Raw genomic sequence first — 24574 nt, 5'->3', positions numbered from 1 at the left:
GGCCTGCGCGTGCGACGCCGCGGAGCCACCACCCAACTGCGCCCCCACAGCGCGCACACGAACCCCAAGTGAACAACCGACAGCGCGCCGGTGGAACCGGGCGCGCGTCATCGCGCGCTCTCCGCGAGGGCAGCGCGCGCCAGGAGACGGACGCCCTCGGCGATACGGGCCGGTGCCAGATGGGCGTAGCCGAGGACGAGGGAGACCCGGTCGCCGGGCGCGTCGCCGCCGTAGTGGCCCAGCGGGCGCACCGCCACGCCGTACGCCGCCAGGCGGGCCACGAGGGCGTCCTCGGAAGCGCCGCAGCGCGCCGGCAGCGTGGCGATGGCGTGCAGGCCCGCGGCGATCCCGGAGATCTCGGTGCCGGGCAGGTGTTCGGCGAGGGCGGTGACCAGCGCGTCCCGCCGCTCCTTGTAGGCGCGCTGGCAGCGGCGCAGCTGCCGGTCGTGGTCGCCGCGCTCGACGAAGCGCGCCAGGACCGCCTGGTCGAGCGCCGGATTGCCGAGGTCCATGTACCGCTTGCGCGCCACGATCTCGTCGGCGAGCCCGTCGGGCACGATCAGCCAGCCGAGCCGCAGCCCCGGCACCAGCGCCTTGCTGACCGAACCCGTGTACGCCACATGGTCGGGGTCGAGACCCTGCAGCGTGCCCACGGGGGCGCGGTCGTAGCGGAAGTCCCCGTCGTAGTCGTCCTCCACGATCAGCCCGTCCACCTCCCGCGCCCAGGCGAGGAGTCGGGCACGGCGCTCCGCCGAGTAGGCGATGCCCGACGGGAAGTGGTGCGACGGCGTCGTGACCACCGCCCGCACCCCGGACTCCCGCAGCGGGCCCATGGCGAGACCCTCGTCGTCCAGAGGCAGCCGCACCGCCCGCGGCCCCGCCGTCGCGAACAGCTCCTCGTACTGCGGGCTGCCAGGACGCTCCACCCCGATGGCGCTCTGCCCGCGCGCGTGGAGCACGATCCCGAGCAGGGTGACCGCCTGCGTCACGCCGGAACAGACGATGATCCGCTCCGGGTCCGCCACCACCCCGCGCCGTCGCGCGAGCAGCTCGGCGAGGGCCGTGCGCAGCCTGGGCAGCCCGCGCGGGTCCGGGTACCCCAGGCCCGCGTGCGGGAGACCGGCGAGCACACCGCGCTGCGCCGCCGCCCACGCCGGGCGCGGGAACAGCGACAGGTCCGGGCTGCCCGCCACGAAGTCCGCCCGTACGTCGGCGGCGGGGCGCGGCGCGAGGTCCCGGGCGCCGGGAGCGGCGGCCCTGACCACCTCGCCCACCCAGGTCCCCGCGCCGCGCCCGCTGCGCAGATACCCCTCGGCGGTCAGCTGCTCGTACGCCTCGGTGACGAGACCGCGCGAGACGCCGAGGTCCTTCGCCAGATCCCGGCTCGACGGCAACCGCGTCCCCGGCGCGAGCCGCCCCGACCGCACCGCCGCGCGCAGCGCCTCCCGCAACGAGCGCCCACGCGCGCGTGGCGGCGCGGAAGCGGCGGGCAGCAGCAACTCCCAGGCGGCGGACGGAGCATCGGGCGGCGACGTCATACGCACGGACCCTAATCCGACCGGCCTCCCATTGGTCCCCGAACGCCGTCCCTGAGTGGACCTCCAACGGGACCACTGCCGCTCCTAGCGTCGACGCCATGAAGACCACGTCCCTCAACGGCTCCCTGCTCGCCGCGTTCGCGTGCGTCCTGGTGGGCGGCTCCTTCACCGCGAACAGCCTCCTCGGCGACTACCCGTACGCGGGCGGCCAGTTCCTGCGCTACGGAGCAGCCTGCCTGCTTCTCCTGCCCCTGCTCGGCCGCGGCGGCACGGCCCCGCTGCGCCGCCTCACCCCGCGCCAGTGGGCACGCCTCACCCTGCTCGCGGCCGTCGGCATGGTCGGCTTCAACCTCGCGATCCTGGCGGCGGAACGGACGGCGGAACCGGCGGTGCCCGGCGTCTTCGTGGGGTGCGCGCCCGTGCTCGTCGCCGTCCTGGTGCCGCTCGCGGCCGGACGACGGCCGCAACGGACGGTCCTGTACGGGGCCCTGCTCGTCGCCGCCGGGGCGTTCACGGTGCAGGGATGGGGCCGCACGGACGCCGTCGGCATCGCGTTCTCGGTGTGCGCGCTCGCGGGCGAGGTCGGCTTCGCCGTGCTCGCCGTCCCCGTGCTGCGCCCCCTCGGCCCACGGCTGCTGGCCTGCGTGGTCTGCGGGATCGCCGCGGCGGAGGCGGCCGTCGTCGGCCTGGTCCTCGACGGCGCGTCCTGGCTGCGCGTGCCCGACGGGCAGGAGGCCGCCGCCCTGGTGTGGCAGGCCGTGATCGTCACCGTGATCGGCTTCGTCTGCTGGTACAGGGGCCTGCAGCGGATCGGCGCCGAGCGCGCCACGCTCTTCTCCGGGCTCATCCCGGTCGCCGCGGCCTGCACCGCGCCGCTGGTCGGCTCCGGCACGTACGGGCTCGCCCAGGGCGTCGGGAGCGCGCTCGTGGGCGCGGGCGTCGCCCTGGGCTCGGGGGCGTTCCGGCGGCGGTCAGCGGCTGGTGTCGAGGATGACGCGGGCCACGAGCGCCGGGTCGTCGTTCATCGGGACATGGCCGCAGCCGGGCAGCCTGACGAGGCGGGCGCCGGGCAGGACCCGCTTGGCGCGGACGCCCTGCCGGCGCAGCAGGATACGGTCGCGCGAGCCCCAGGCGACGGTGACCGGCATCTCGGGGATGTCGTCGCGGAAGAGCACGTCTCGACCGGCGGCGAGGGTCTGGTGGAACCCGGTCGCGTGGCGCAGCGCGAGCGTCTCGGCGACCACGGCCTCCGGTGAACGGCGCCCGGGGCGCGCGTAGATGGTGCCGGTGAGCGCGGCGCGCCCGGCGGCCGACCGGGACAGCCGCTCGACCACCGGCACCGGGAGCGTCCGCGCGCCCTGGCGCATCGCGAGCAGCGTGCCGAAGGCGTAGCGGCGCTCGGCCTGCGTCCAGAACCCGGCGGGGGAGAGCGCGGTCACGGACCGGACGAGCTTCTCGCGGCCCATGTCGAGGGCGAGCAGGCCGCCGAGCGAGTTGCCCGCCACGTGGGGCCGGTCGAGGCCGAGTTCGCGGCAGAACCCGGCCAGGACGGACACCACGCACATCAGGTCGTACGCGCATCCGTCGGGCAGGGCGGGAGAGGTGCCGAACCCCGGCAGATCGACGGCTATGACGTCCCGCTCGGTGGCCAGGATGTCGAGGACCGGCTGCCACGCCTGCCAGTGGTGGCCGATGCCGTGCAGCAGGAGCAGCGGTTCACCGGCGCCCGCGCGCTCGTACGCGAGGGTCACCGTGCGCGGGCCGCCGGGCCGCTCGATGCTGAAGGACGCTTGTGCCGCCATGTCGCTCGCTCCATTCCTTAGACACCCTGTCAGCAACAATTACCGCCCGGTAGCGGCCAGTTCAAGAGGGAGAACACTCACACGTGGCGGTTCCTCCTGGACAGCGCGCACTCCGCCGGGTTGGGATGGGAGCGTGACCGCCACCGACACCGCGATCGACGTCTTCCAAGAGCACCGCCCCGTTCTGATGGGCGTCGCCTACCGCATGCTGGGCCGCGTCGCGGACGCCGAGGACGTCGTCCAGGACGCATGGCTGCGCTGGTCCCAGGCCGACCGGTCCGACGTGCGCGAACCACGCGCCTACCTGGTGCGCGTCACGACCCGCCTGGCCGTCGACCGGCTGCGCCAGGCGCAGGCCCGGCGCGAGTCCTACGTGGGCCCCTGGCTCCCCGAGCCGGTCGTCACCGACTTCGGGCCCACCGTCCCCGACACCGCCGAACAGGCCGTGCTCGCCGACACCGTGTCGCTCGCCGTCCTCGTCGTCCTGGAGTCGCTCTCGCCGCTGGAGCGCGCCGTGTTCGTGCTGCGCGAGGCGTTCGGGCTGCCGTTCGCGGAGATCGGGGCCATCCTGGAGCGCGGCGAGGCCGCGGTGCGCCAGCTCGCCACGCGCGCGCGCAAGCACGTCGAGGAGCGGCGGCCCCGCTTCGACGTCGACCCCGCACAACAGCGCGACCTCACCGAGCGGTTCCTCGCCGCCGCGACCGAGGGTGACCTCGACGGGCTCATGGCGCTGCTCGCCCCCGACGTGCGCCTCGTCGGCGACAGCGGCGGCAAGTCGAAGGCCCCGGTGCGCGTCATCGAGACCGCCGACAAGGTGGGCCGCTTCGTGGCGGGTGCCTCGCGGCAAGGCGGCGCGGAATGGTTCGACTTCCGCCTCATGGAGCTCAACGGCGGCGTCGGACTGCTCGTGCTCGACGGCGGCAAGGTCGACGCCGTCTTCCAGCTCGGCATCGTCGACGGCAAGGTGCAGCACATCTACATCGTGCGGAACCCGGACAAGCTGCGGTCGCTCGTGTAGCGGTCGGAAGGTTCGGGGCGAGGCCCGCCGGTCGAGGGTGACCGGCGGGCCTCGCCCGTTGTGCGGTGGCCCCGCTGCCGTGGTCCGGCGGTGGCCCCGCTGTGGTCCGGCTGTGCTCCTGCCGTGCTCCTGCTGTGCTCCTGCCGTGCTCCTGCTGTGCGAACGCCTCGTGAACGGAGTGCGGCCCTCCATGAACGCTCTGCGGCAGAGCGCCCATGCGGACGGTAACCGACCGAGGATTGGTCTTGACCAAGTTCGGAGGCGGCCCTACTCTCGCAGAGTTAGTGCAGGAACCTTTAATAAACAAGGGCGCTAAAAAGCCGCCGGGACACGGCTGTTGCGGAGGACAGGGTGGGGACCACGCAGTTGGAAGCGGCACCGGAGCCGAAGTACTGGCACCTCAAGACCGTGCTCAGCGAGGCGCTCGACTCCGAGTTCGCCGTCGGGGAGATCCTGCCGAACGAGCGCGATCTCGCGGCCCGCTTCGGCGTCGCCCGCGCCACGCTCCGCCAGGCGCTCGAACAGCTCGAACTCGAAGGACGCCTCCAGCGTCGCCGCGGTGTCGGCACCACCGTCGCGCCGCCCCGCATGGGCGTCGCCGTCGCCTCCACCGACCAGGACTGGCCCGGCGCCAGCGGGGACGCGTGGCAGGCCGTCGACTGCACGCCCGCGCTGCCGCCGGCCGCGGTCGCCGAGATGCTCGGCACGGCGCCCGGCGAGACCGTGCACGTCCTGCGCCGCACCCGCGTCTCGCACGGCCAGCCAGTCGCCGCCGAGCTGCTCTACGTGCCGTCCGCCTCGGTGCCGGACCTCACCGCCATAGACGCCCCGTCCGGCGCCGCCCGCGCGCGTGCCGTCCTGCGCGAACTCCAGCGCTTCGGCCTCGACGGACAGGACCGCGCCGTCGAACTCGGCTCGGCCCGAGCCGACGACGCCAAGGAACTGGACCGCCTCCCCGGCGCCCCCGTCCTGGTCGTCACGACCCGCTACTTCAGCGAGGGCGACACAGCGGCGGTCTCCCTGGCCACATACAGGGCAGACACCTGCCGCCTCACCTTCGGCGACACCCCAGGCGTGGAAATCCACCACACGCCGACAACAAGGGCGTCCTGAAGAAAGCCCCGGCCAGGGCCGCGGGGCGCAGACATCGGACCGGGCTGATCACAGCCCCGCCAGGGGCGCGGGGAACTGCGCGCCCAGCCACATACAACGCGAGGCCGCGAACGGCGAAGACGGGGCAGTCACGCGCGCGTAGGGTGCGCGGGGCGCAGGCATCGGACCGGGCTGCTCACCAGCCCCGCCAGGGGCGCGGGGAACTGCGCGCTCAGCCACACACAACAGGAGGCCGCCAACGGCGACGGCCGGGCAGTCACTCCCGCGCTCACCGAGAGGTAACCGCCCCCTCCATGGCGAACAGCTGCGCCTCCACATGATCCAGAGCCAGCCGCAACGCCCCAGTCGCCACAGCCGCCTCCCCAAGCAGGGACAACGCAACCCGGGGCGGCCGCAAACAGTACCGCTCAAGCTCCCGCCGCAACGGATCAAGCACCCCGTCGAGCCCCGCGGCCCACCCGCCCACGATCACCAGCTCCGGATCGAGCGCAAGCACGAGCGCCGCGACGTCGTGCACCAGCCGCTGAATGAACCGCTCCATCGCGGCCTGCGCCCGCTCGTCCCCCTTGCGGGCCAGCGCGAACACCTCCGCGACGGCCTGCTCGTCCAGCGGATGCAGCGGCTCGTCCGTGGTCGAGAGCAGCGTCTCGGGCCGCACCCCGCGCCCCAGCAGATGCAGCGCCCCGATCTCCCCGGCGGCACCCCCGTACCCCCGGTGCAGCCGCCCCCCGATGAGCGCACCGGCGCCAGGGCTCAGCCCCGCGAGGACGAACACCATGTCGTCGGACTCGACACCCGCCCCCTTCCAGTGCTCGGCCACGGCGGCGGTATTGGCGTCGTTCTCGACGATCACGGGGCACTTGAAGGAGCGCCGCAGCCGCTCCCCGAGCGGCAGCCCGGTCCACCCGGGCAGCGCCGTTCCGAGCCGCACCGTCCCGTCGGCCTCGACGATGCCCGGGCTGCCCACACCGACCGCGCGCAGCGAACTCCGCGCGACACCGGCCCGCCGCAGCAGATCCGCGACGGTCCCGCGCAGCCGCTCGATGCGCTCCTCCGCGGGCGCGGCCTCGTCGACCTCCTTGGACGCCGAGCCGAGGATGCGCCCGTCGAGCGCGGAGAGCACCGCCGCGACCCGGTGGGGGCCGATCTCCAGGCCGAGCAGATACCCCGCCTCGGCCCGGAAGCGGAACTTCCGCGCGGGCCGCCCCTGGCGCCGCGCGCCGGGCTCCTCGACGGTCGTCTCCACGACGAGCCCGGTCTCGATGAGCCCCTCGACGACGCCCTCGACGGTGGGCCGCGAGAGGCCCGTCACCCGGGTGATCTCGGTGAGCGTCGCGAAATCCGCGGAGCGCAGCGCATGCAGCACCACCGCGGAGTTGATCCGCCTGAGCAGAGAGGGATCCCCGCCGGTCAGCTGCCCCAACGTCCGTCCTCCCAGCAGTTGCGCGTGTTCGCCGGATGGTACTCGCCGCGACCGGCAGCGGCGAGAGTCGGGTGCACTCATGTGGCGACGAATGCTCACACGGGCACGGCCAAAACGGACGAGAGCCCCTCAGCCCGGCGCGACGAAACCGGATTCGTAGGCGGCGATCACCGCCTGGGTGCGATCACGGGCCCCGAGCTTGGCGAGCACGGCGCTCACGTGCGACTTGACGGTCTCGGTGCCGACGACGAGATCCGCGGCGATCTCCGCGTTCGACAGGCCGCGCGCCATCCGCCGCAGCACGGCCGCTTCCCGCTCGGTCAGCGCGGCCCGCTCCAGGTCTGCCCGCGCCGACGCGTTGCCGTACTCGGCGGCCAGTTTGCGCACCGCCGCCGGGAAGAGGAGCGACTCGCCCGCCGCGACGAGCCGCACCGCGTGCACGATCTCGGCGGGCCGCGCCCGCTTCAGCAGGAACCCGTCGGCGCCCGCGCGCAGCGCCCCGTACACGTACTCGTCGTTCTCGAAGGTGGTGATGACGACGATCTTCGGCGGCCGCTCCACGGCACGCAGCACCGCGCGCGTGGCCTCGATCCCGTCGAGCAGCGGCATCCGTACGTCCATGGCGACGACATCGGGGCGCAGCTCGCGCACGAGCGGGACGACGGCCGCGCCGTCGGCGGCCTCGCCGACCACCTCGATGTCGGGCTGCGCCGCGAGGACGGCGCGCAGCCCGGCGCGGACCAGGGGTTCGTCGTCGACGAGAAGCACGGTGATCGGCACGCGGCTCAGGTTAGGCCACGCCTCCGCGGACCAGACGGCGCGGGCGCACCAGGCAGACCACGCGCACCACCCAGACCACGCGCACCAGGCAGACCACGCGCGCCAGACCGACCATGCAGACCACGCGCACTACACAGACCACGCGCACTACGCAGAGCACACGACCACGCGGACCACACGACCCCCTCCGCTCACGCCACCGGCAACTCCACCTGCACCCGCCACTCGCCCCCCACCGCCCCCGTGCGGGCCCGTCCGCCGAGCAGCGCCGCCCGCTCCCGCACCCCGCGCAGCCCGCTCCCCGTGCCGCCGGCCGCGGGCGGCGCGCCCGCCGGGAGGTCGTTGCGGACGTCCAGGCTGAGCCGTCCGTCGGCGACGGTGAGGGCGATCCGGACCGGGACGGTGCCGCAGTGCCGCAGCACGTTCGTGAGCCCTTCCTGGAGGATGCGGTAACCCTCCCGGGAGACGGGCCCGGGAACCGTCTCCAGCGGGCCCTCCACGGTCATGTCCACCGTCGCCCCGGACGCCCGCGCCGAGTCCAGCAGCCGGTCCGCCTCGCGCAGCGTGGGCCGTCCGCGCACCGGCTGCTCCGCCTCGCGCAGGACGAGGAGGACCCGCTCCAGATCCTCCAGCGCGGCCCTCCCGGTCTCCTCGACGGCGGCGAGCGCCCGGTCCGTGAACTCCGGGTCGCCCGCCGCCCGCGCCGCGCCCGCCTGCACCACCGCGACCGTGAGCGCGTGGCCCAGCGAGTCGTGCAGCTCCCGCGCGATGCGGTTGCGTTCGAGCAGCCGCTCGGTGCGCTCCTCCAGGGCGGCCAGACGCTCGGCCGCGGACGGGCCGAGCAGCAGCCCGGCGGCCCGCGCCGACAGCCGGCCCGCACCGTCGACCACGTACAGCAGGACGAGGAGGACGACGGGGACGAGCAGCGCGCACCACAGGCCCGACGCGGGCAGCGGCAGCAGGGAGACCGTGCTGACCGGGCGCCCTGCCGCCGCACCCGTCAGTTCGATGACGGCGGCGGCGAGTTGCCCGGTCAGCAGCGCCACGGTGAGCCCCAGGAACAGCCGCAGCACCAGCCACGCCGCCGTCCTGCCCCGGTCCCGCCAGGACGCCGACGGGGTGACCGAGACGCCGCTCTCCGCGCCGTCGCCCGCCACGCGCGCGTGGCCGCCGGGAAAGAGCATCAGCCGCGCCTGCAGCCCCTCCGCGCGCCGGACCACCGGCACCATGGCCGCGAGGACGAGCAGCGGTACGGGAACGACGTAGACGAGGACCCACGCGCGCGGGGAGGGCGACGAGAGACCCGGATAGACCGCGCCGCACACGAAGGCGAGGACGGCGGCGCACAGCAGATGCAGCCAGCGGGTGTACGTGACCGTGCGCGTCAAAGGTGCGAGGAGGCCGGGCATGCGGTCATCGTGCCAGCCGCACCGGCGCCGACGGCTCCCCCGCGCGGGGGAGACGGTCCCCACGGGCGGGGGAGGACCAAGGCCCGGTCGACCGGCCACGCTGCTGCCATGACCAGCATCGACGTCCAGGACCTCACCAAGGAGTACGGTGCCACGCGCGCCGTGGACGGGCTGACCTTCCGGGTCGGGCCCGGCCGCGTCACCGGCTTCCTCGGCCCGAACGGCGCGGGCAAGTCCACCACCATGCGTCTCGCGCTCGGCCTCGCCCGGCCCACCTCCGGGCGCGTGCTCGTCGGGGGCCGCCCCTACGCCGCGTACGACGAACCGCTGCGCACGGTCGGCGCGTTGCTCGACCCGCAGGCCGCGCACGGCGCCCGTACGGCCCGCGCTCACCTCCGTGTCCTCGCCGCCGCCAACCGCATCCCCGTACGCCGCGTGGACGACGTGCTCGAACAGGTCGGCATCGCGGCGGTCGCCGGGCGGCGCGTGAAGACGTACTCGCTCGGGATGCGGCAGCGGCTCGGGGTCGCGGCGGCGCTGCTCGGCGACCCGGCCGTGGTGCTGCTCGACGAACCGTCCAACGGCCTCGACCCCGAAGGCATCGTCTGGATGCGTGCGCTGCTGCGCGACCTCGCGCGCGAGGGACGCACCGTACTGGTCTCCAGCCACCTCATGAACGAGACCGCGACCTTCGCCGACCACCTCGTCGTCCTCGGCCGCGGACGGCTGCTCGCCGACGCGACGATGGGGGACTTCATCGCCGCGCACAGCGCGCGGCGCGTCAGGGTGCGCACCACGGAGCCGGAGCGGCTCGCGGCCGCCCTCGCGCGCGTGGGCCACACGCTCACGCCCGCCGAAGAGGGCCGCCGCACCGTCGCCGGCGCGACCGCCGCCGAGGTGGGTGCCCTGGCGGCGGCCGAGCACATCCCCGTCCTCGAACTCGCCGACGAGTCCGCGTCCTTGGAGGACGCCTACCTGGCCCTGACGGCCGCCGACGCCGAGTTCGCCGCCGCCCACCCCTTCCAGGAGGTCTGACCGCCATGTCCACGGTGTCCGTCGCCGCCGTCCTGCACTCCGAGTGGATCAAGATCAGGTCGTTGCGGGCCGTTCTCGGCTCGCTCCTCGCCGTCCTCGTCGTCACCGTCGCCGTCACGGTCCTCGTCTGCGCGACCGTGGGCCGCGCCGAGGCCGAGACCGGCGACGACCTGCTTCTCGGCGCCTTCTACGCCCTCAACTTCGGGCAGATCGCCGCGCTCGCCTTCGGCGCCACGGCGGTGTCCTGCGAGTACCTCAACGGTGCGCTGCGGGTGTCCCTCGCGGCGGTTCCGGACCGGACCCTGCTCTACGGCGCGAAGACGGCGGTGGTCGGGGGGTGTGCTCTCGTCGTCGGCGCCGTGACCACCTTCGGGGCGTTCCTCGCCGGGCAGTCCTTCATGGGGCCCGACGCGCTCCACCTCGGCGACCCGGGCGCGCTGCGGGCCTGTCTCGGCGGCGGGGTGTATCTCGCGCTGATGGCACTCTTCGCGGCGGGGCTGGCGGCTGTGCTGCGCAGCGCGGTGGCGGTGCTGAGCATCCTCGTCCCGTTCCTCCTCGTCGTGTCGTTCGTGGTCGGCGACGTCGCGGGCGCCGCCGCCGACTTCCTGCCGGACCGGGCCGGCCAACAGGTGCTGCGCCAGGACGCGGTGGGCCACCTCGGGCCGTGGACGGGGCTCGCCGTGACCGCGCTGTGGGCCGCCGCGGCCCAGCTCGCGGGATGGTGGGCCGTGCGCCGCAGGGACGCGTAGGCCCGGTGCCGCACGGGGACTGACGGCCCGTCGGCCCGTTGTCAGTGGTGGCCGCTTTACTGGAAGGCATGAACATCGCGGAGCAACTCGCGACGATCGACCAGTTGTGGGCCGACCCCTTCCCGGACGACCACGGCGGGTCCGTCGCGGGCTGGGGCGGCCCCGGGTTCGTCATGGCGGGGCTGACCGAGCGGGGCGGGGCGCGCGATCTGGCGGAGGCTCAGGCGGACGCCGACCGGGACGGTCTGACCGCGCTGCTCACCGGGCGCTGGGGAGAGCCGTACCGGCTGAGTCTGTGGAGCGTGCACATCCGGGGCGCCGAGCAGGGGGAGGAGATACCCGAGCCCTGGGGCTGGCTCAGCGCCTGCGCCCAGGACCTGCACCTGTGGAGCGTCGGCGAGCGATGGGTCGCCCTCGCCGTCTCCCGCCAGGGCGAGGACCAGCCGTACCAGCTCCTCGCGGTCGTCACGGACGTCGCCCCGCCGTGATCCCGCCCGGGGTGCCCGACACGGAACTCACGTGCCACCATGGGATCTTGGACCACGCCCGGCCCGCCAGGCCGCCCGACACCCTATGGAGAGCACATGAGCGACGACGGCGCGCAGCCCGGGGAGCGGATCGCCAGTCACATCGCCCACAATGCCCGCGTGTGGAACTTCTGGCTGGGTGGCAAGGACCACTACGAGGTGGACGAGCAGGTCGGTTCCATGGTCACGTCCATGTACCCGAGCATCGGCGAGGTCGCCCGCGCCGACCGCGCCTTCCTGGGCCGCGCCGTCGGCTTCCTCGCGGGTGAGGCCGGCGTGCGCCAGTTCCTCGACATCGGTACGGGCCTGCCCACCGCGAACAACACGCACGAGGTCGCCCAGCGCATCGCCCCGGACGCGCGCGTCGTGTACGTGGACAACGACCCGATCGTGCTCACCCACGCCCGCGCGCTGCTCACCAGCTCCGACGAGGGCGCCACGAACTACGTGGACGCGGACGCGCGCGACCCGCGCGCGATCGTGAAGGCCGCCTCCGAGACGCTGGACTTCGAGAAGCCCGTCGCGGTCATGCTCCTCGGCATCCTGAACTTCGTCGTCGACACCGACGAGGCCACCTCCATCGTGCGGCGGCTCGTCGAGGCGATCCCGTCGGGGAGCTACGTCGTGCTCACCCACCCGACCCTCGAACTGGGCGGGGAGGGCAACGAGGCGGCGATGAAGTTCTGGAACGAGAACGCGACGCCCCCGATCACCGCCCGCACCGGTGCCGAGGTCGCCGCTTTCGTCGACGGTCTGGAGATCGTCGAACCCGGGCTCGTCTCCTGCGCCCGCTGGCGCGCGGCGGAGGGCGAGGAGGGCCCGCTGGTCGCCCAGTTCGGGGTCGTGGCCCGCAAGCCGTAACCGCCGGCTACCGGTCGGGGTCGGGGGAGGGGCCGGGGTCGGGGGAGGGGCCGGAGTCAGCGGAGGACGCCGCCACCCGCAAGCGCGCGAACTCCTCCGCCATCGTCTCCGTCGTCCAGTGCGCGTTGAGCCCGCTGGGGTTCGGCAGCGCCCAGACCCGGGCGCCGCCGATCGTCCGCTCCTGCGGGCCGATCTTCGCCTTCGGATCGGCGAACGCCGACCGGTACGCGGTCACGCCGACGACCGCGAGCCAGCGGGGCCGCAGCCGGGCGACCTTCTCCTCCAGGACGCGGCCGCCCTCCCGGTACTCCTCGGGGCTCAGCTCGTCCGCCCGCGCCGAGGCCCGTGCGACGACGTTCGTGATGCCGAGCCCGTACGAGAGCAGCTCCTCCTGCTCGTCGGGGCGCAGACGGCGCGGGGTGAAGCCGGACAGGTGCAGGACGGGCCAGAAGCGGTTGCCGGGCCGCGCGAAGTGCTGGCCCAGGGCCGCCGACATCAGGCCCGGGTTGATGCCGCAGAAGAGCACGGAGAGGCCGCTCGCGGCGACGTCCGGTACCAGACGGTCGCGAGCGGCCTCGAGCTCCGCGGGGGTCGGCCGGGTCAGAGGATCGCCCCGGGGGCGTAACCGGCGGCCTCGGGGTGCTGCTTCACGATCTCCTCGACGCGCGCCACGACCTGCGCCACCTGGCCGGCGGCGGCGCCCGTGAACGACAGCTTGTCGGCCATCAGCTCGTCGAGCTGCGCCCGGTCCAGCGGGATGCGGGCGTCGGCGGCCAGCTTGTCGAGCAGCTCGTTGCGCTCGGCGCCCTGCTCGCGCATGGCGAGGGCGGAGGCGACCGCGTTCTCCTTGATCGCCTCGTGGGCCTCCTCGCGGCCCACGCCCGCGCGCACCGACGCCATGAGCACCTTGGTGGTGGCGAGGAACGGAAGGTAGCGGTCGAGTTCGCGGGCGACGACGGCGGGGAACGCGCCGAACTCGTCGAGCACCGTCAGGAACGTCTCAAGCAGGCCGTCGAGCGCGAAGAACGCGTCGGGGAGCGCCACACGGCGGACCACGGAGCAGGAGACGTCGCCCTCGTTCCACTGGTCGCCCGCCAGCTCGCCGGTCATCGAGGCGTAGCCGCGCAGGATGACCATGAGGCCGTTGACGCGCTCGCAGGAGCGGGTGTTCATCTTGTGCGGCATCGCCGAAGAGCCGACCTGGCCCGGCTTGAAGCCCTCGGTGACCAGCTCGTGCCCGGCCATCAGACGGATCGTCTTCGCGGTGGAGGACGGTGCGGCGGCCAACTGCACGAGCGCGGTGACGACCTCGTAGTCGAGCGAGCGCGGGTAGACCTGGCCGACCGAGGTGAACGCCTGGCTGAAGCCGAGGTGGGCGGCGATCCGCTGCTCCAGGTCCGCCAGCTTGTCGGCATCGCCGCCGAGCAGGTCGAGCATGTCCTGCGCGGTGCCGACCGGGCCCTTGATGCCGCGCAGCGGGTAGCGGCCGAGCAGCTCCTCGACGCGGCCGTAGGCGACGAGCAGCTCGTCGGTGGCGGTCGCGAAGCGCTTGCCGAGCGTGGTGGCCTGCGCGGCGACGTTGTGCGAGCGGCCCGCCATGACCAGCTCGCCGTACTCGCCGGACAGCTTGGCGAGGCGGGCGAGGACGGCCACGGTGCGGTCGCGGACCAGTCCGAGGGAGAGCCGGATCTGCAGCTGCTCCACGTTCTCCGTCAGGTCGCGGGAGGTCATGCCCTTGTGGACCTGCTCGTGCCCGGCGAGGGCGTTGAACTCCTCGATCCGCGCCTTCACGTCGTGCCGCGTGACCTTCTCGCGCTCGGCGATCGAGGCGAGGTCGACCTGGTCGAGCACGCGCTCGTAGTCGGCGATCGCGGTGTCCGGCACCTCGATCCCGAGGTCCTTCTGGGCCTTGAGCACGGCGAGCCAGAGGCGGCGCTCCAGCTTCACCTTCTCCTCCGGCGACCAGAGGGTGGCGAGCTCGGCGGAGGCGTAGCGTCCGGCGAGAACGTTCGGGATACGGGGCTTGGCAGGCGCAGTCACGTGGAGGGAGTTTACCGGGCGTCCCTACAGGCTCCGCACCATCGGTGCGCTGGAGGAACGTACAGGTCACAGGTCCCGCGGGCAGGCAGGCCGTCCGCCTCTGGCGGGGTGTGGGACAGGTCACTGTAAGGTGTTTCATATGTCCGAAATGCCCTTTGTGTCCGGGCTCGGAAGTGGCGACTGGAGCCCTCCCGCCCACGACGCCCAGCCCCTGCTCGCGGGCAAGAACCTCCTCCTGGCGGACCACGACGAGCGGGCGGCGTCGGCCGCCGCCGTGATGCTGCGGGCGCACGGCGCCACGCATGTGACCGTCGTCGGGTCCCCCGAGGAGTTCCTGCGGGCCGGGCGCACGCCGCCGCCGGGCGCGGCGGTGTGGGACGTGGCCGTCTGGGACACCGGCCTCACCGGCGGCGACGACGCCCTCACCGCCTTCCTGGAACGCTGGTACGCGCAGCACCCGCTCGTCCCCGTCGTCGTCGCCGAGGACGCGCCGACCACCCGCCGCGCCGTCGCCGCCCTGCGCGGCCACGCCGCCGACATGGTGGAGCGCGGCGACCCCGGCCTCCTCGTCGCGGCCGTCACCCGGGCCCTGCACAGCAGGCCCGCCGTGGCCCGCCCGGAGAAGGTGAACATGCTGGTCGTCGGCGCCCACCCGGACGACGTCGAGATCGGCGCCGGAGGCACCATCCACCGCCGCGTCGACGAGGGCTGGGACGTCACCATCCTGACCCTGTCCCAGGGCGCGGGAGGGGGCGACCCCGTGCAGCGCGGCAAGGAGGCCCGCCGCGCCGCCGAGGTCCTCGGGGCGCGCCTGGTGATGGAGTACCTGCCCGACGGCCGCATCGCCGACGACAGCAGTACCGTCCAGACCATCGAGCGCACCGTGGCCGACACCCGCCCGGACGTCGTGCTCGTCCACTCCGACAGCGACACCCACCAGGACCACCGCGCCGTGCACCGCGCCACCCTCGTGGCCTGCCGCCGGGTCCAGCGCCTCGCCTGCTACCAGTCGCCCTCCGCGACCGTCGCCTACCACCCGACCCGCTTCATCGGCCTGAGCGAGTCCGACGTGGCGGCGAAGCTCTCGGCGATCAACGCCCACGGCTCCCAGGCCGCGAGCCGCTGGTACCTGGAGGAGGACCTCCTGCGCTCCACCGTCCGCTACTGGGGCCGCTTCTCCCAGGCCCGCTACGCCGAACCTCTGGAGGTCATCCGTGACGCAGCCCCGCTCGGACACTTCCCGGCCGATCATGTCTGACCGGGCTCCCGACCTCGCCGCGCCCCTCGGCCGCCCGCCGCGCGTCCTCGTCACGGGCGCGGGCGGCCCCTCCGGCGTCTGCTTCCTGCGCGCCCTCGACGGCAGGGCGGAGCGGTACGCGGCCGACATCGACCCCAACGGCGCGGGCCTGTACCTCGTGCCCCGCGCCTACCGCCTGCTCCTGCCGCCCGGCGACGACCCGTCCTTCGCCGACGCCGTCCTGACCCTGTGCCGCAGGTACGCCGTCGACGTCCTGGTCCCGACCGTGGACGCCGAACTCGTGGCCCTGTCGCGGGTCGCCGACCGTTTCGCGGCCGAGGGCGTACGCGTCCTGGTCCCGTCCGTACCCGCCCTGGAGACCTGCCTGGACAAATGGCGGCTCGCCGAGGCGTGCGAGGGCGCGGTGCGCGTGCCGGTCTCCGCACTGGTGGGCCCGGACGCGGGGGCCTACACCGGGGGCTTTCCGGCCTTCGCCAAACCCCGTACCGGCTCCGGGTCGCGCGGCGTGACCCGTGTCGAGGACGCCGCCGCGCTCACCCGGCTCCCGCAGGACGGCTCGTACCTGGTGCAGGAGCTGCTGCCCGGCACCGAGTACTCCGTCGACGTGCTCACCGACACCGCGGGACGCGTGGTCGCCGCCGTGCCGCGCGCCCGCGACAAGACCGACTCCGGGATCGTGGTCGCGGGCCGGGTCCTGCGCGTGCCCCAACTGTCCGCGCTCGCCGCCGACACCGTGCGCGCGCTCGGGCTGCGCGGCGTCCTCAACGTGCAGGTCCGCGAGGACAAGGACGGCAAACCCGCCCTCCTTGAGGTCAACCCGCGCCCGCCCGGCGGCCTCTCCCTCACCGTCGCCGCGGGCGTGGACATGCCGGGCTGGGCCGTCGCCGGTCTCCTCGGCGCCGTCCTGCCCGAACGCATCGAGCACCGCGAGACCGCCGTCGTACGCCACTGGCAGGACGTCGTCCTGCACCCCGCCGAGCTGGGCGACATGGGCGACGTACGCGAAGCGCGCCCGGGGGAGGGGGACGGGTCGGCATGAACGCGCCCCACGCCCACCCGGTGCTCCGCACCGACCTGCACACCCACACCGACTTCTCCGACGGCCACGACCCGCTCGACCGGGTCGTCGCCGCCGCCGAGGCGGCCGGCCTCGACACCCTGGTCCTCACCGACCACGTACGCGCCGACACGGCCTACCTGCCGCACTACGTGGCCGCCGTCCGCGCCGCCAGGGCCGGCACACCCGTCCACCTGGTCTGCGGTGTCGAGGCGAAGATCATGGACACCGAGGGGCGGATCGACCTGCCGGACGACCTGACCGGCATCGACCACATCGCCGTCGCCGACCACCGCTTCCCGACGCCCGACGGGCCCGCACACCCGGAGACCGTGCGCGAGAGGCTCGACGCGGGCACGCTCACCCGCGCCGCCGCGCTGGAGATGCTCGTCCTCGCGACGACCCGCGCCGTGGGCCGGATCCCGGCGGGCCGCTCCGCCCACCTGGCCCACCTGTTCAGCGTGGTCCCCAAGGCGGGGCTCGACGAGGCCGACCTCGACGCCGCCCTCCTCGCCCCGCTGGCCCGCGCCTGCCGCGCCCACGACATCGCCGTCGAGCTGAACGAGAAGTGGCGCTGCCCCGCCCCGCGCACCGCCGCCCTCCTGGCCCGCGCCGGGGTCCGGATCGCCGCGGGCAGTGACGCGCACCGCGCCGGGGCCGTCGGGGTCTTCCCCTGGGTGTCGCAGGCGCTGGCCGACACGGAAGCACGGTGCGGGGCCGCGGGGGAGGCGCCGTGAACACCTTCGGGGAAGTCCTGCACACCGTCGCCGAAGTCATCGTCTTCCTCGGCGCGGTACCGCTGGTCACCGCCGTGGTCCAGTTCCTCCTCATCGGTTTCCAGCGCTTCCGGCACCTGTACGAGGACCAGGACGAGCCGTACCTGCCGCGCACCGCCGTCCTGATCCCGGCCTGGAACGAGGCGCCCGTCCTCACCGCCTCCGTCGAAGGACTCCTCGCGCTGCGCTACCCGCACGACCGGCTCCGCGTCGTCGTCATCGACGACGGCAGCACCGACGGGACGCCCGAGGTCATGCGGGACCTGGAGAGCCGTTACCCGGCCAACGTCACGCACCTGCGGCGCGCCAACGGCGGCCAGGGCAAGGCCCACACCCTCAACCACGGCCTCGCCCACGTCCTGCGCGACGACTGGGCCGAGGCGGTGCTCATCATGGACGCCGACGTCGTCCTCGACGGCGACGCGCTCTGGCGGATGACCCGGCACCTCGCCGACCCGGACGTGGGCGCCGTGACCGCCTACATCAAGGAAGGCAGCGGCAAGCAGGGCAACTACCTCACCCGCTACATCGCCTACGAGTACATCACCGCCCAGGCCGCCGCCCGCCGCGCCCAGAACGTCCTCGGCGTCGTCGCCTGCCTCGCCGGCGGCGCCCAACTGCACAGCCGCGCCAACCTGGAGGCGATCGGCGGCCAGGTCGACACCACCACCCTCGCCGAGGACACCGTCACCACCTTCGAGACGCAACTGGGCGGCCGTCGCGTCGAGTTCGACGGCTGCGCCACCGTCCTCGCGGAGGAACCCGCCGACCTCGCCGGACTGTGGAAGCAGCGGCTGCGCTGGGCGCGCGGCAACCTCCAGGTCACCAAGCGGTACAAGGACATCTGGTTCCGGGGCCGTTCGGCGCGCGGTGAGCACCACCGGCTCGGCTCGGTCCTCTTCGGCCTCATCTGGTTCTCGCTGCTCGCCACGCCCGTCCTGCTCGTGCTGTGCTCGGCGTCGCTGCTGTTCCTGTACTTCACCGACCACGACCGGGCCTGGCCGCTGTTCCATCTGCTCTGGGTGATCAACCTCGTCTGCTACCTGCTGATCACGCTGCTCTGCGCCGTCATCGACCCGGCCACCTTCCGCCGCAGCTGGTTCGAGGCGCTGATCTACCCCGGGGCGATCGCCACCGCCATCCTCGTGATCACCGCTCTGCCGGGCATCTTCATGCCGCTGCTCGAACGTTCGGGGCTGCTGCCCGCCGACGGCTCCGTGCACATCGTCATGATCATCGTCTACGCGTGGCTCGCGCTCTCCATGCCGATCGCGTGGGGCGCCAAGCTGCTCACCGGCACGCGGCTGCGCCGGCTGGCCCCGCCGCTCCTGCACCTCGCGGGCTACGGCTCGCTCCTCGCGGCCTGCCTGGTCGCCGCGTTCGTCCAGGAGATGCGCCACGCGGAGCTGCGCTGGGACAAGACCGAGAAGACCGGAAAGGTGGCGGCCGGATCATGACCGGAGACGACGACCCGCGCGCGGACCTGACGCGCCGCACCCGCGACCTGACCCGCCAGGACCGGCGCGGCGACCGGCGGCTGCTCTGGTGGGAGCTGGTGGTCGTCCTGGTGATCCTGGCGCTCCTCGTCGCCCGGTGGCGCTGGCTGCTCTGACCCCGGGCCGGTCCTGATCCTCACCGGTCCTGAACCTCACCGGTCCTGATACTCACCGGTCCGGTACGAGGGGGTTGTCGCCCCGCGCCGCCAGCGCGAACCACGCTGTCGTCCCGGTGTGCAGACTGGCGTACAGCTTGTCGCCGTCGCCCGTGTCCAGGCCGTCCGAGGAGGCCGCGACGAGCCCGAACCCGTCCGCGTTCGGCGCGCCGGACTGGGCGGCCCTGAGGGACTTCAGCAGGCGTCCGGCCCGCTCGTCGTCGCCGCTGCCCGCTCGCGCCCGCAGCGCGCACACCAGATGGGCGGTGCCCTCGCACCACACCTTCGACGTGTCGGCGTCGCTCACGGACACCCCGCTGAACCCGCCGTCCTCCGCGGCCAGGTTCTTCAGCGCCCAGTCGAGCGAACGCGCGTGCCGGGCGTCGCGGGTGGCCAGATAGGACCAGGTCTGCGGGTCCTCCGGCACGGGTGAGCGGTTGACGGTCTTCCCGTCCGTGCCGGTGCCGGTCCAGAAGGCGCCCTGTCCCTCGTCCCACATCGCGTCCACGAAGGCGGCGGCCGTGTCGGCGCGGGTGCGCCAGGCGCCGTCCCCGGTGGTGTCCGCCAGGGCGCGGAAGAAGGCGGTGACGTCGATGTTGTGCTCGGTGGACTTCCAGCGGAGTTCTGTGCCGCCGGAAGTGAGGCCGCCCGTGTACCCGTCGATGCCCCGGCCGTCGCGGGTGTGCTCCTCGATCCAGCGGGCCGTCCGCAGCGCTCCGGTGCGGTAGGCGGCCGTGCCGGTGCCGTGGTGGGCGCGGAGCAGTGCGAGCCCGGCCCAGGCCGAGGTGCCGGTGAAGGAGTCTGCGGCGGCCGTGCCGGGCACGCTCTGCCCGGCGGGGACCTTGCCCGAGACGTAGGACTGGCGCAGCCGGCCGTCACCCTCGCTGTCTTGGTCCTGGAGGGCGAGGAGCGTACGGGCCAGCGCGTCGGCCCGCCTCAGGTCGCCGTCCCGGCCGCGCTCGCAGTACGCGACGATCATGACCGCCACGTCGTAGGTGAAGGCGATGGCGGAGTGGTGCTGTGCCATGCGGCCGCCGGTGTAGCTGCGCGGCAGCCCCTGGTGCGGGCCCGCCGCCTCGTCGACGCGGCGGTCCAGGAAGGTGTAGGCCCGCTCGACGGCGTCGTCCGCCGCGTCGGCGCCGTCCGCCGAGCAGCCGCCGGTGGCGCCCGCGGTGCCGCTCATGGCGCAGCCCGCGAGCAGCAGGGTGAAGACGCGCCGGCTCATGTGCCCGCGGGACCGAGGGCGCGTAGGGGGCATAGGGGGCATTCAGCCATGATGTCCCGTGGTATGCGCGCGTGCTCGGCGCAGGGGGCCGGTCAGTCCTGCGCCCAGGGCGCCAGTTCGGGGCGCTTCGGCGGGCGCCCGTCGCCGGAGGAGCGGCCGGTCAGCCTGCGCCCGATCCACGGCACCAGGTGCTGCTTGGCGAAACGGGCGTCGGCCACGCGCCGCGCCAGCCAGTTCGGCAGCACCGCGGTGTCCAGCGGCGTCCGCCACTCGTCCTCGGCCTCGTAGCCGAGGCCCTGCCACACGGCCTCGGCGATGCGGCGGTGGCCCTCCGCCGTCGGGTGCAGCCGGTCCACGTCCCACATCCGCTGATCGGCGAGGACCGGCACCCCGTACAGGTCGATGACGAGCGCGTCGTGCTTCGCCGCCAGTTCGTCGACGCAGCTGAACAGCTCCTCCATGCGCGGGCGGAAGCGTTCGAGCACGGGGCCGTTGCGGCCGGGGCTGCGCATCAGGACGAGCTGCTCGCACGAGGGGGCGAGCTTCTCGACGGCCTCCGTGAGCAGGTCCCGGACGCGGACCATGTCGCACTTGGGCCGCAAGGTGTCGTTGAGGCCGCCGACGAGCGTGACGACGTCCGCCTTCATCGCGGCGGCCACGTCGACCTGCTCGTCGACGATCTGCTGGATGAGCTTGCCGCGCACGGCGAGGTTCGCGTACCGGAAGCCGGGCGTCCGCGCCGCCATCCGGGCGGCCAGCAGGTCCGCCCATCCGCGGTAGGAACCGTCGGGCAGCAGGTCCGACATGCCCTCGGTGAAGGAGTCGCCGACCGCGACAAGGCTGGTGTAGTGGGGATTCGTCTGCATGGCGTCGGAAATCGTATCCCGGCGCTCCGGGGCTCGCGCGGGAGGTCTGGGCAGCGGCCCCCTGCGGCGGTATGCCGAGAACGTCGTCGCATACGTCAGCACACGGGGGAGAACACCATGTGGACCGCGTCCTTCTGGAAAGCCACCGCCGAGCGTGCCATCCGGACCTTCGCGCAGGCCCTGGCCGCCGTCCTCGTCGCCGGGGCGACGAACCTGCTCGACGTGGACTGGCCCGCGGCGCTCGGCACCGCGGGCCTCGCCACCGTGCTGGCGGTCCTCACCGCCGTCGGCACGGCGGAGGTCGGCGCGCGCGGCCCCGGGATCCTGGAGACACCGACCGAGGACGCGGGGCCCGCGCGCACCCCCTGAACCGCTCAGGCGGGCTGGCCGAACAGCTCCCGCAGCACGTCCTCCATGGTCACCATCCCGGCGAGCCGCCCGTCCGCGCCGAGCACCGCCGCCACGTGCGTACGGCTGCCGCGCATGGCGGTCAGCACGTCGTCCAGCGGCGTCGTCTCCCGTACGCGCGCGATGGAGCGCATGTCGGGGACCCGGAACGGCAGATCGCGCGGCATCGCGTCCAGCGCGTCCTTGACGTGCAGGTAGCCGACGATGCGCCGCCCCTGGTCCACGACGGGGAACCGGGAGAAGCCGGACGTCGCCGACAGCTCCTCCAGCTGTTCGGGAGTGACGCCCACGCGCGCGTAGACGACCTTCTCCAGCGGCAGGACGACGTCCTTGATGGGGCGCCGGCCCAGTTCGAGCGCGTCGTGCAGGCGCTCCTGCGCCCGGTCGTCGATCAGGCCCGCCTCGGAGGAGTCCTTGACCATACGGGCCAGTTCGTCGTCCGAGAACGTGGCCGTGACCTCGTCCTTCGTCTCCACACGCAACAGTTTGAGCAGGGTGTTCGCGAAGGCGTTGATGGTGAAGATGACCGGGCGCAGCGCCCGCGCCAGCGCCACCAGGGGCGGACCGAGCAGCAATGCGGAGCGCACCGGCTCGGCAAGGGCGATGTTCTTCGGCACCATCTCGCCGAGCAGCATGTGCAGATACGTCGCCACGGTCAGCGCGATCACGAACGAGATCGGGTGGACCAGGCCGTGCGGCACCCCGACCGCGTCGAACAGCGGCTCCAGGAGGTGCGCGATGGCGGGTTCGGCGACGACGCCGAGCACCAGGGTGCACAGGGTGATGCCGAGCTGCGCCGCGGCGAGCAGCGCCGACACGTGCTGAAGCCCCCACAGGACGCTGTGCGCCCGCCGGTTGCCCTCCTCCGCGTAGGGCTCGATCTGGCTGCGGCGTACGGAGATCAGCGCGAACTCGGCGCCGACGAAGAAGGCGTTGACGACCAGGGTCGCCAGGCCGATCAGCAACTGGACGGCGGTCATCGGGCCTCCTCCTCGTGCGGGGTGGTGGTGAGGGGTGCGTGGAGCAGGACGCGGGCGGCGCGGTGGCCCTGCGCGTCCACGACGTCGAGCCGCCATCCGGTGACCTCGACGCGGTCGCCGACGTCCGGGATCCGGCCCAGCTCGGCGGCGACGAGCCCGGCCAGCGTCTCGTACGGGCCGTCCGGCACCCGCAGCCCCACGCGCGCGAGCTGGTCGGTGCGGGCGGCGCCGTCGGCCGAGTACAGGGTGCGGCCGTCCTCGTCGGTGCCGGCGGGGGCGATGTCGGGGGTCTCGTGCGGGTCGTGCTCGTCGCGGACCTCGCCGACGACCTCCTCGACGATGTCCTCCAGGGTGGCGACGCCCGCGGTGCCGCCGTACTCGTCGATGACGACGGCCATGGTGCGCTTGCCGGAGAGCCGGTCGAGCAGCCGGTCCACGGTCAGCGTCTCCGGGACGAGCAGCGGCTCGCGCAGCAGCTCCGAGACGCGCTTGCGGGGCCGCTGTCCGGCGGGCACCGCCAGGATGTCCTTGATGTGCGCGACGCCGACGACGGAGTCGAGGTTGCCGCGGTAGACGGGGAAGCGGGACAGGCCGGTCGCGCGGGTCGCGTTCGCCACGTCCTCGCAGGTGGCCTGCACGTCGAGGGCCATGACCTGGACGCGGGGCGTCATCACGTTCTCGGCGGTCAGGTCGGCCAGGTTGAGCGTGCGGACGAACAGTTCGGCGGTGTCCGCCTCCAGGGCGCCCTCCTTGGCGGAGTGCCGGGCGAGCGCCATCAGCTCCTGCGGTCCGCGCGCGGAGGCCAGCTCCTCGGTCGGCTCGATGCCGAAGCGGCGGACGAGCCGGTTCGCGGTGTTGTTCAGGTGCGTGATGAACGGGCGGAACGCCGCGCTGAACCAGCGCTGCGGCGTCGCCACCCGTTTGGCGACGGCCAGCGGCGAGGAGATCGCCCAGTTCTTCGGCACCAGCTCGCCGACGACCATCAGGAAGACGGTCGACAGGGCGGTGCCGAGGACGAGCGCCACGGACGTGGACGCCGAGCGCGGGATGCCGACCGCCTCCAGCGGACCGGCGATGAGCACGGCGATGGACGGCTCGGCGAGCATGCCGACCACCAGGTTGGTGACGGTGATGCCGAGCTGGGCGCCGGAGAGCTGGAACGTAAGGTTCCGTACGGCTTTCAGGGCGCCGGTGGCGCCTCGCTCACCCCGTTCGGCGGCCATTTCGAGGTCGCCGCGCTGGACGGTGGTGAGCGAGAACTCCGCCGCGACGAAAGCGCCGCAGGCCAGCGAGAGCAGCACTGCGACGGCGAGCAGTAGCACTTCGGTCATCGGGTCACCTCCGTCCCATGATCGGCCAGGGCGGGGAGTGACGCGCGCTCGCGGGGAACGCGCTGGAGAAGGGACCGGGTACTAGGGGGCTCGCCCATGGGCGGACGCTCACACCTTTCGCAGAAGTCGGGGTGACGCCTCCATAGTAAAGGATCGGCAAAGTATCGTGGTTGTGTGTGCCGGTCTCACCCCGCGGTCAGCGGTTTCACCCAGCGGCTCCACTGCGCCTGTGGCGCGTACCCGGCGGCCTTCCACGCGGCGTGCGCCCGCTCGTTGCGGTCGAGCACCATCGCGTCGCCGCGCCGTCCGCCCAGCGCCGCGAACCGCTCCTCGGCGGCGGCGAGCAGCGCCGAGCCGATGCCCTGCCGACGGGCGTCGGGCCGCACCGCGAGCCGGTACAGATGGCAGCGCCAGCCGTCGAAACCGGCGATGACGGTCCCCACCAGATCCCCGCCGGGCCGCTCCGCGAGCAGCAGCGCCTCCGGGTCGCGCGCGACGAGGCGCTCCACGCCCGCGCGGTCGTCGCTGATGCTCGTGCCCTCGGCGGCGGTCTTCCAGAAGGCGAGGACGGCGTCGAGATCGGCGGGGGAGGCGGGCCGGATGCGGAGCCCGCCGGGGGAATCGGGGCGTACGTCACCGGGGTGGCCCGCACGCGGGTCGTTCGCGAGATCACTCATGGCCCGATCCCATCACCGGCCCGCGCCGGGGCGCCGCCCTTTTTCACATG

General features: G+C 73.7%; 24 protein-coding genes and 1 pseudogene. 13 read left to right on the top strand and 12 right to left on the bottom strand.

Features of this window, described 5'->3' with window-relative positions; all coding sequences use genetic code 11:
* Positions 1-107 precede the first annotated feature (107 nt).
* Positions 108-1538, bottom strand: coding sequence for a MocR-like pyridoxine biosynthesis transcription factor PdxR (gene pdxR / locus N5I75_RS30985; protein WP_476682913.1), 1431 nt, complete (start codon positions 1536-1538; stop codon positions 108-110).
* Positions 1539-1636: 98 nt separating this feature from the next.
* On the opposite strand from pdxR, the pseudogene N5I75_RS30980 reads away from it, so the two are divergent.
* Positions 1637-2473, top strand: a pseudogene (locus tag N5I75_RS30980) (DMT family transporter); the annotation flags it as partial.
* Between the two features lie 36 nt (positions 2474-2509).
* Here N5I75_RS30980 and N5I75_RS30975 read toward each other — a convergent pair.
* On the bottom strand, positions 2510-3340 hold the full coding sequence (locus tag N5I75_RS30975) for an alpha/beta fold hydrolase (RefSeq protein WP_476682911.1): 831 nt from the start codon (positions 3338-3340) through the stop codon (positions 2510-2512).
* Between the two features lie 133 nt (positions 3341-3473).
* On the opposite strand from N5I75_RS30975, the gene sigJ reads away from it, so the two are divergent.
* Positions 3474-4358, top strand: coding sequence for an RNA polymerase sigma factor SigJ (gene sigJ / locus N5I75_RS30970; protein ID WP_476682909.1), 885 nt, complete (start codon positions 3474-3476; stop codon positions 4356-4358).
* A gap of 351 nt (positions 4359-4709) precedes the next feature.
* A complete protein-coding gene (locus N5I75_RS30965; protein ID WP_476682907.1) occupies positions 4710-5471 on the top strand; it encodes a GntR family transcriptional regulator in 762 nt (253 codons plus the stop codon).
* 268 nt (positions 5472-5739) lie between these two features.
* Here the strand turns inward: N5I75_RS30965 and N5I75_RS30960 are convergent, their stop codons facing one another.
* From N5I75_RS30960 to N5I75_RS30950, 3 genes are all read right to left on the bottom strand, one after another.
* Positions 5740-6894 (bottom strand): ROK family transcriptional regulator, encoded by a 1155-nt coding sequence (locus N5I75_RS30960; RefSeq protein ID WP_476682905.1) that lies wholly within the window; start codon positions 6892-6894, stop codon positions 5740-5742.
* Between the two features lie 129 nt (positions 6895-7023).
* On the bottom strand, positions 7024-7674 hold the full coding sequence (locus N5I75_RS30955; RefSeq protein ID WP_476682903.1) for a response regulator: 651 nt from the start codon (positions 7672-7674) through the stop codon (positions 7024-7026).
* Positions 7675-7865: 191 nt separating this feature from the next.
* Positions 7866-9083: a sensor histidine kinase gene (locus N5I75_RS30950; protein WP_476682901.1), complete on the bottom strand. Its 1218-nt coding sequence runs from the start codon at positions 9081-9083 to the stop codon at positions 7866-7868.
* 108 nt (positions 9084-9191) lie between these two features.
* Between N5I75_RS30950 and N5I75_RS30945 the strand changes: the two genes are divergently transcribed.
* The 4 genes from N5I75_RS30945 to N5I75_RS30930 all read left to right on the top strand — a co-directional run bounded on the left by N5I75_RS30945 (position 9192) and on the right by N5I75_RS30930 (position 12255).
* The gene (locus N5I75_RS30945; RefSeq protein ID WP_476682899.1) at positions 9192-10118 is read left to right on the top strand and encodes an ABC transporter ATP-binding protein; all 927 of its coding nucleotides are present in this window, start codon (positions 9192-9194) and stop codon (positions 10116-10118) included.
* 5 nt (positions 10119-10123) lie between these two features.
* Positions 10124-10867: an ABC transporter permease gene (locus tag N5I75_RS30940; protein ID WP_476682897.1), complete on the top strand. Its 744-nt coding sequence runs from the start codon at positions 10124-10126 to the stop codon at positions 10865-10867.
* 68 nt (positions 10868-10935) lie between these two features.
* Positions 10936-11355 carry a hypothetical protein gene (locus N5I75_RS30935; RefSeq protein ID WP_476682887.1) on the top strand — a complete coding sequence of 140 codons (420 nt, stop codon included), beginning with the start codon at positions 10936-10938 and terminating at the stop codon, positions 11353-11355.
* Positions 11356-11451: 96 nt separating this feature from the next.
* Positions 11452-12255, top strand: coding sequence for an SAM-dependent methyltransferase (locus tag N5I75_RS30930; RefSeq protein WP_476682885.1), 804 nt, complete (start codon positions 11452-11454; stop codon positions 12253-12255).
* Between the two features lie 7 nt (positions 12256-12262).
* Here N5I75_RS30930 and mug read toward each other — a convergent pair whose 3' ends face one another.
* Both mug and purB read right to left on the bottom strand, forming a co-directional pair.
* Positions 12263-12859, bottom strand: coding sequence for a G/U mismatch-specific DNA glycosylase (gene mug, locus N5I75_RS30925; RefSeq protein WP_476683142.1), 597 nt, complete (start codon positions 12857-12859; stop codon positions 12263-12265).
* Positions 12856-14295 carry an adenylosuccinate lyase gene (gene purB, locus N5I75_RS30920; protein ID WP_476682883.1) on the bottom strand — a complete coding sequence of 480 codons (1440 nt, stop codon included), beginning with the start codon at positions 14293-14295 and terminating at the stop codon, positions 12856-12858. The genes mug and purB overlap by 4 nt, the downstream gene beginning before the upstream one ends.
* 139 nt (positions 14296-14434) lie before the next feature.
* Here purB and N5I75_RS30915 point away from each other — a divergent pair, with 139 nt between their 5' ends.
* Genes N5I75_RS30915 through N5I75_RS30895 form a run of 5 tightly spaced genes read left to right on the top strand, consistent with a single transcriptional unit; the run spans position 14435 to position 18998 of the window.
* Positions 14435-15553 (top strand): PIG-L deacetylase family protein, encoded by a 1119-nt coding sequence (locus N5I75_RS30915; protein WP_476682881.1) that lies wholly within the window; start codon positions 14435-14437, stop codon positions 15551-15553.
* Complete coding sequence (locus N5I75_RS30910) at positions 15546-16592, top strand: ATP-grasp domain-containing protein (RefSeq protein WP_476682879.1); 1047 nt, start codon at positions 15546-15548, stop codon at positions 16590-16592. Before N5I75_RS30915 ends, N5I75_RS30910 begins: the two co-directional genes overlap by 8 nt.
* Positions 16589-17347, top strand: coding sequence for a PHP domain-containing protein (locus N5I75_RS30905; protein ID WP_476682877.1), 759 nt, complete (start codon positions 16589-16591; stop codon positions 17345-17347). The genes N5I75_RS30910 and N5I75_RS30905 overlap by 4 nt, the downstream gene beginning before the upstream one ends.
* Entirely contained in the window at positions 17344-18843 is a 1500-nt protein-coding gene (locus N5I75_RS30900) for a glycosyltransferase family 2 protein (protein WP_476682875.1), read from the top strand. The genes N5I75_RS30905 and N5I75_RS30900 overlap by 4 nt, the downstream gene beginning before the upstream one ends.
* The gene (locus N5I75_RS30895) at positions 18840-18998 is read left to right on the top strand and encodes a hypothetical protein (protein ID WP_476682873.1); all 159 of its coding nucleotides are present in this window, start codon (positions 18840-18842) and stop codon (positions 18996-18998) included. Before N5I75_RS30900 ends, N5I75_RS30895 begins: the two co-directional genes overlap by 4 nt.
* Before the next feature lie 52 nt (positions 18999-19050).
* Here N5I75_RS30895 and N5I75_RS30890 read toward each other — a convergent pair whose 3' ends face one another.
* On the bottom strand, positions 19051-20262 hold the full coding sequence (locus tag N5I75_RS30890) for a Tat pathway signal sequence domain protein (protein ID WP_476682871.1): 1212 nt from the start codon (positions 20260-20262) through the stop codon (positions 19051-19053).
* A gap of 92 nt (positions 20263-20354) precedes the next feature.
* Entirely contained in the window at positions 20355-21128 is a 774-nt protein-coding gene (locus tag N5I75_RS30885) for an SGNH/GDSL hydrolase family protein (RefSeq protein WP_476682869.1), read from the bottom strand.
* 117 nt (positions 21129-21245) lie between these two features.
* Here N5I75_RS30885 and N5I75_RS30880 point away from each other — a divergent pair, with 117 nt between their 5' ends.
* Positions 21246-21497 (top strand): holin, encoded by a 252-nt coding sequence (locus N5I75_RS30880; RefSeq protein WP_476682867.1) that lies wholly within the window; start codon positions 21246-21248, stop codon positions 21495-21497.
* Between the two features lie 5 nt (positions 21498-21502).
* On the opposite strand, the gene N5I75_RS30875 is transcribed toward N5I75_RS30880, so the two are convergent.
* From N5I75_RS30875 to N5I75_RS30865, 3 genes are all read right to left on the bottom strand, one after another.
* Positions 21503-22516, bottom strand: coding sequence for a hemolysin family protein (locus N5I75_RS30875; protein ID WP_476682865.1), 1014 nt, complete (start codon positions 22514-22516; stop codon positions 21503-21505).
* A complete protein-coding gene (locus N5I75_RS30870) occupies positions 22513-23847 on the bottom strand; it encodes a hemolysin family protein (RefSeq protein ID WP_476682863.1) in 1335 nt (444 codons plus the stop codon). The genes N5I75_RS30875 and N5I75_RS30870 overlap by 4 nt, the downstream gene beginning before the upstream one ends.
* Before the next feature lie 185 nt (positions 23848-24032).
* Entirely contained in the window at positions 24033-24524 is a 492-nt protein-coding gene (locus tag N5I75_RS30865) for a GNAT family N-acetyltransferase (protein WP_476682861.1), read from the bottom strand.
* Positions 24525-24574: the final 50 nt, after the last annotated feature.

The organism is Streptomyces sp. R818 (assembly GCF_056172735.1).
The sequence above is the reverse complement of the archived record's forward strand: the minus strand, read 5'-3'. Positions and strand labels throughout refer to the sequence as shown.